Origin of the sequence: Caballeronia sp. ATUFL_F1_KS39 (genome assembly GCF_023630985.1) — a bacterium.
GTDB lineage: Bacteria > Pseudomonadota > Gammaproteobacteria > Burkholderiales > Burkholderiaceae > Caballeronia > Caballeronia zhejiangensis.
This window is the reverse complement of record NZ_JALQDZ010000068.1, coordinates 1-5,322: the sequence shown is the minus strand read 5'-3', so window position 1 is coordinate 5,322 and position 5,322 is coordinate 1. Positions and strand designations below refer to the sequence as shown.

Here is a 5,322-nt window from a genome sequence, read left to right as displayed (position 1 = left end):
CATCTTTGGATGGAATAAATCATCGTCAGTACGTTGAGTGAGCGACCTATTCGGAAGAATAGAAAACAGTAACAGGTATTGAACTGAAGAGTTTGATCCTGGCTCAGATTGAACGCTGGCGGCATGCCTTACACATGCAAGTCGAACGGCAGCACGGGGGCAACCCTGGTGGCGAGTGGCGAACGGGTGAGTAATACATCGGAACGTGTCCTGTAGTGGGGGATAGCCCGGCGAAAGCCGGATTAATACCGCATACGACCTGAGGGAGAAAGCGGGGGATCTTCGGACCTCGCGCTATAGGGGCGGCCGATGGCAGATTAGCTAGTTGGTGGGGTAAAGGCCTACCAAGGCGACGATCTGTAGCTGGTCTGAGAGGACGACCAGCCACACTGGGACTGAGACACGGCCCAGACTCCTACGGGAGGCAGCAGTGGGGAATTTTGGACAATGGGGGCAACCCTGATCCAGCAATGCCGCGTGTGTGAAGAAGGCCTTCGGGTTGTAAAGCACTTTTGTCCGGAAAGAAAACTTCGTCCCTAATATGGATGGAGGATGACGGTACCGGAAGAATAAGCACCGGCTAACTACGTGCCAGCAGCCGCGGTAATACGTAGGGTGCGAGCGTTAATCGGAATTACTGGGCGTAAAGCGTGCGCAGGCGGTCTGTTAAGACCGATGTGAAATCCCCGGGCTTAACCTGGGAACTGCATTGGTGACTGGCAGGCTTTGAGTGTGGCAGAGGGAGGTAGAATTCCACGTGTAGCAGTGAAATGCGTAGAGATGTGGAGGAATACCGATGGCGAAGGCAGCCTCCTGGGCCAACACTGACGCTCATGCACGAAAGCGTGGGGAGCAAACAGGATTAGATACCCTGGTAGTCCACGCCCTAAACGATGTCAACTAGTTGTTGGGGATTCATTTCCTTAGTAACGTAGCTAACGCGTGAAGTTGACCGCCTGGGGAGTACGGTCGCAAGATTAAAACTCAAAGGAATTGACGGGGACCCGCACAAGCGGTGGATGATGTGGATTAATTCGATGCAACGCGAAAAACCTTACCTACCCTTGACATGGTCGGAACCCTGCTGAAAGGTGGGGGTGCTCGAAAGAGAACCGGCGCACAGGTGCTGCATGGCTGTCGTCAGCTCGTGTCGTGAGATGTTGGGTTAAGTCCCGCAACGAGCGCAACCCTTGTCCTTAGTTGCTACGCAAGAGCACTCTAAGGAGACTGCCGGTGACAAACCGGAGGAAGGTGGGGATGACGTCAAGTCCTCATGGCCCTTATGGGTAGGGCTTCACACGTCATACAATGGTCGGAACAGAGGGTTGCCAAGCCGCGAGGTGGAGCCAATCCCAGAAAACCGATCGTAGTCCGGATCGCAGTCTGCAACTCGACTGCGTGAAGCTGGAATCGCTAGTAATCGCGGATCAGCATGCCGCGGTGAATACGTTCCCGGGTCTTGTACACACCGCCCGTCACACCATGGGAGTGGGTTTCACCAGAAGTAGGTAGCCTAACCGCAAGGAGGGCGCTTACCACGGTGGGATTCATGACTGGGGTGAAGTCGTAACAAGGTAGCCGTATCGGAAGGTGCGGCTGGATCACCTCCTTTCTCGAGCTTCGCACACGAAGTTAAGCGCTCACGCTTATCGGCTGTTGTTTGAAGACAGGCTTTGGGTCTGTAGCTCAGTCGGTTAGAGCACCGTCTTGATAAGGCGGGGGTCGTTGGTTCGAATCCAACCAGACCCACCACGGTCAAGATGAGTCAGGCAGTCAGTGAGGCTGCAGACGCAAGACGCGGGGGATTAGCTCAGCTGGGAGAGCACCTGCTTTGCAAGCAGGGGGTCGTCGGTTCGATCCCGTCATCCTCCACCAAGTCCTCAATGCGCAGTGTTTCGTGAAGCACTTTGCATTGGCGATTGAAAGCCAGTTGATGTCGCAGGCGAGTGAAGTGAGCTTGTCGGCTAAACGTTCTTTAACAATCTGGAAGAAGTAGTAAAGAGACTATCTAAAAGCACTTAGAGATGGGTGTGAGTCGGGTAGTCAGGGTAGTGATTGTATCAAGTATGAAAAGTGATCTTGATGATGACTTGGAATACGGCACAACGCGAATACTCAGCCTATGGCGAGGGTGGCTCGAGAGAGACACACTTGTTATAGGGTCAAGCGAACAAGTGCATGTGGTGGATGCCTTGGCGATCACAGGCGATGAAGGACGCGGTAGCCTGCGAAAAGTTGTGGGGAGCTGGCAAACGAGCTTTGATCCACAAATGTCCGAATGGGGAAACCCACTCCTAATGGAGTACCCACAACTGAATACATAGGTTGTGTGGAGCGAACGCGGTGAACTGAAACATCTAAGTAACCGCAGGAAAAGAAATCAACCGAGATTCCCAAAGTAGTGGCGAGCGAAATGGGATCAGCCTGTACTCTTTATCTTTGTTGTTAGTCGAACGCTCTGGAAAGTGCGGCCATAGCAGGTGATAGCCCTGTAGACGAAAACAGCGAGGAAGAACTAGGGGTACGACAAGTAGGGCGGGACACGTGAAATCCTGTCTGAAGATGGGGGGACCATCCTCCAAGGCTAAATACTCGTGATCGACCGATAGTGAACCAGTACCGTGAGGGAAAGGCGAAAAGAACCCCGGGAGGGGAGTGAAATAGATCCTGAAACCGCATGCATACAAACAGTCGGAGCCTGGAAACGGGTGACGGCGTACCTTTTGTATAATGGGTCAGCGACTTACGTTCAGTAGCGAGCTTAACTGATTAAGGCAGGCGTAGCGAAAGCGAGTCCGAACAGGGCGATCAGTTGCTGGGCGTAGACCCGAAACCAAGTGATCTATCCATGGCCAGGTTGAAGGTGCGGTAACACGTACTGGAGGACCGAACCCACTAACGTTGAAAAGTTAGGGGATGAGCTGTGGATAGGGGTGAAAGGCTAAACAAACTTGGAAATAGCTGGTTCTCTCCGAAAACTATTTAGGTAGTGCCTCGTGTATCACCTTCGGGGGTAGAGCACTGTCATGGTTGTGGGGTCCATTGCGGATTACTACGCCATAGCAAACTCCGAATACCGAAGAGTGCAATCACGGGAGACAGACATCGGGTGCTAACGTCCGGTGTCAAGAGGGAAACAACCCAGACCGCCAGCTAAGGTCCCAAAGATTGGCTAAGTGGGAAACGAAGTGGGAAGGCTAAAACAGTCAGGAGGTTGGCTTAGAAGCAGCCACCCTTTAAAGAAAGCGTAATAGCTCACTGATCGAGTCGTCCTGCGCGGAAGATGTAACGGGGCTCAAGCCAGTCACCGAAGCTGCGGATGCGTACGCAAGTACGTGTGGTAGGAGAGCGTTCCGTAAGCCTGCGAAGGTGCGTTGAAAAGCGTGCTGGAGGTATCGGAAGTGCGAATGCTGACATGAGTAGCGATAAAGGGGGTGAAAAGCCCCCTCGCCGTAAGCCCAAGGTTTCCTACGCAACGTTCATCGGCGTAGGGTGAGTCGGCCCCTAAGGCGAGGCAGAAATGCGTAGCTGATGGGAAGCAGGTCAATATTCCTGCACCATTGTTAGATGCGATGGGGGGACGGATCGCGGAAGGTTGTCCGGGTGTTGGACGTCCCGGTCGCTGCGTTGGAGAAGGCACTTAGGCAAATCCGGGTGCGTAATTCAAGGGCGTGGCGCGAGCTTCTTCGGAAGCGAAGCAATTGGAAGTGGTTCCAAGAAAAGCCTCTAAGCTTCAGTCTAACGATGACCGTACCGCAAACCGACACAGGTGGGCGAGATGAGTATTCTAAGGCGCTTGAGAGAACTCGGGAGAAGGAACTCGGCAAATTGGTACCGTAACTTCGGGATAAGGTACGCCCTTGTAGCTTGACTGGCCTGCGCCAGGAGGGTGAAAGGGTTGCAATAAACTGGTGGCTGCGACTGTTTAATAAAAACACAGCACTCTGCAAACACGAAAGTGGACGTATAGGGTGTGACGCCTGCCCGGTGCCGGAAGATTAAATGATGGGGTGCAAGCTCTTGATTGAAGTCCCGGTAAACGGCGGCCGTAACTATAACGGTCCTAAGGTAGCGAAATTCCTTGTCGGGTAAGTTCCGACCTGCACGAATGGCGTAACGATGGCCACACTGTCTCCTCCCGAGACTCAGCGAAGTTGAAGTGTTTGTGATGATGCAATCTCCCCGCGGCTAGACGGAAAGACCCCATGAACCTTTACTGTAGCTTTGCATTGGACTTTGAACCGATCTGTGTAGGATAGGTGGGAGGCTATGAAACCGGAACGCCAGTTTCGGTGGAGCCGTCCTTGAAATACCACCCTGGTTTGTTTGAGGTTCTAACCTTGGCCCGTGATCCGGGTCGGGGACAGTGCATGGTAGGCAGTTTGACTGGGGCGGTCTCCTCCCAAAGCGTAACGGAGGAGTACGAAGGTACGCTAGGTACGGTCGGAAATCGTGCTGATAGTGCAATGGCATAAGCGTGCTTAACTGCGAGACCGACAAGTCGAGCAGGTGCGAAAGCAGGTCATAGTGATCCGGTGGTTCTGTATGGAAGGGCCATCGCTCAACGGATAAAAGGTACTCTGGGGATAACAGGCTGATACCGCCCAAGAGTTCATATCGACGGCGGTGTTTGGCACCTCGATGTCGGCTCATCTCATCCTGGGGCTGTAGCCGGTCCCAAGGGTATGGCTGTTCGCCATTTAAAGAGGTACGTGAGCTGGGTTTAAAACGTCGTGAGACAGTTTGGTCCCTATCTGCCGTGGGCGTTGGATATTTGAAGGGGGCTGCTCCTAGTACGAGAGGACCGGAGTGGACGAACCTCTGGTGTACCGGTTGTGACGCCAGTCGCATCGCCGGGTAGCTATGTTCGGAAGAGATAACCGCTGAAAGCATCTAAGCGGGAAACTCGCCTTAAGATGAGATATCCCCGGGGCTTCGAGCCCCTTGAAGGGTCGTTCCAGACCAGGACGTTGATAGGTCAGGTGTGTAAGTGCAGTAATGCATTGAGCTAACTGATACTAATTGCCCGTAAGGCTTGATCCTATAACCAGTGTGTTTCACGTACTGACCTGGCGCCACAGCGCTTGGTCAATACCACCCCTGGTTGAGTAGCGTTGTGCGACACTCACTACCCAAACACTTCTACTTCTTCCCAGATTGGTTGTCGCGCCCACCCAGGCGAGACAACAACAAGTCATGCCTGATGACCATAGCGAGTCGGTCCCACCCCTTCCCATCCCGAACAGGACCGTGAAACGACTCCACGCCGATGATAGTGCGGATACCCGTGTGAAAGTAGGTAATCGTCAGGCTCCTCATGCT

2 tRNA genes and 3 rRNA genes are annotated in these 5,322 nt (G+C 53.4%); all 5 read left to right on the top strand.

Annotation, left to right across the window (positions count from 1 at the left end):
• Positions 1-80: 80 nt before the first annotated feature.
• A 16S ribosomal RNA gene (locus tag NCR93_RS31595) occupies positions 81-1,612 on the top strand.
• 63 nt (positions 1,613-1,675) lie between these two features.
• A tRNA-Ile gene (locus NCR93_RS31590) sits at positions 1,676-1,752 on the top strand.
• A 47-nt stretch (positions 1,753-1,799) separates the two neighbouring features.
• Positions 1,800-1,875, top strand: a tRNA-Ala gene (locus NCR93_RS31585).
• Between the two features lie 285 nt (positions 1,876-2,160).
• Positions 2,161-5,043: ribosomal RNA gene (locus NCR93_RS31580) — 23S ribosomal RNA — on the top strand.
• A gap of 156 nt (positions 5,044-5,199) precedes the next feature.
• Positions 5,200-5,312 (top strand): 5S ribosomal RNA (gene rrf / locus NCR93_RS31575).
• Together the 16S, 23S and 5S rRNA genes with 2 tRNA genes alongside form the textbook arrangement of a ribosomal RNA operon.
• Positions 5,313-5,322 lie beyond the last annotated feature (10 nt).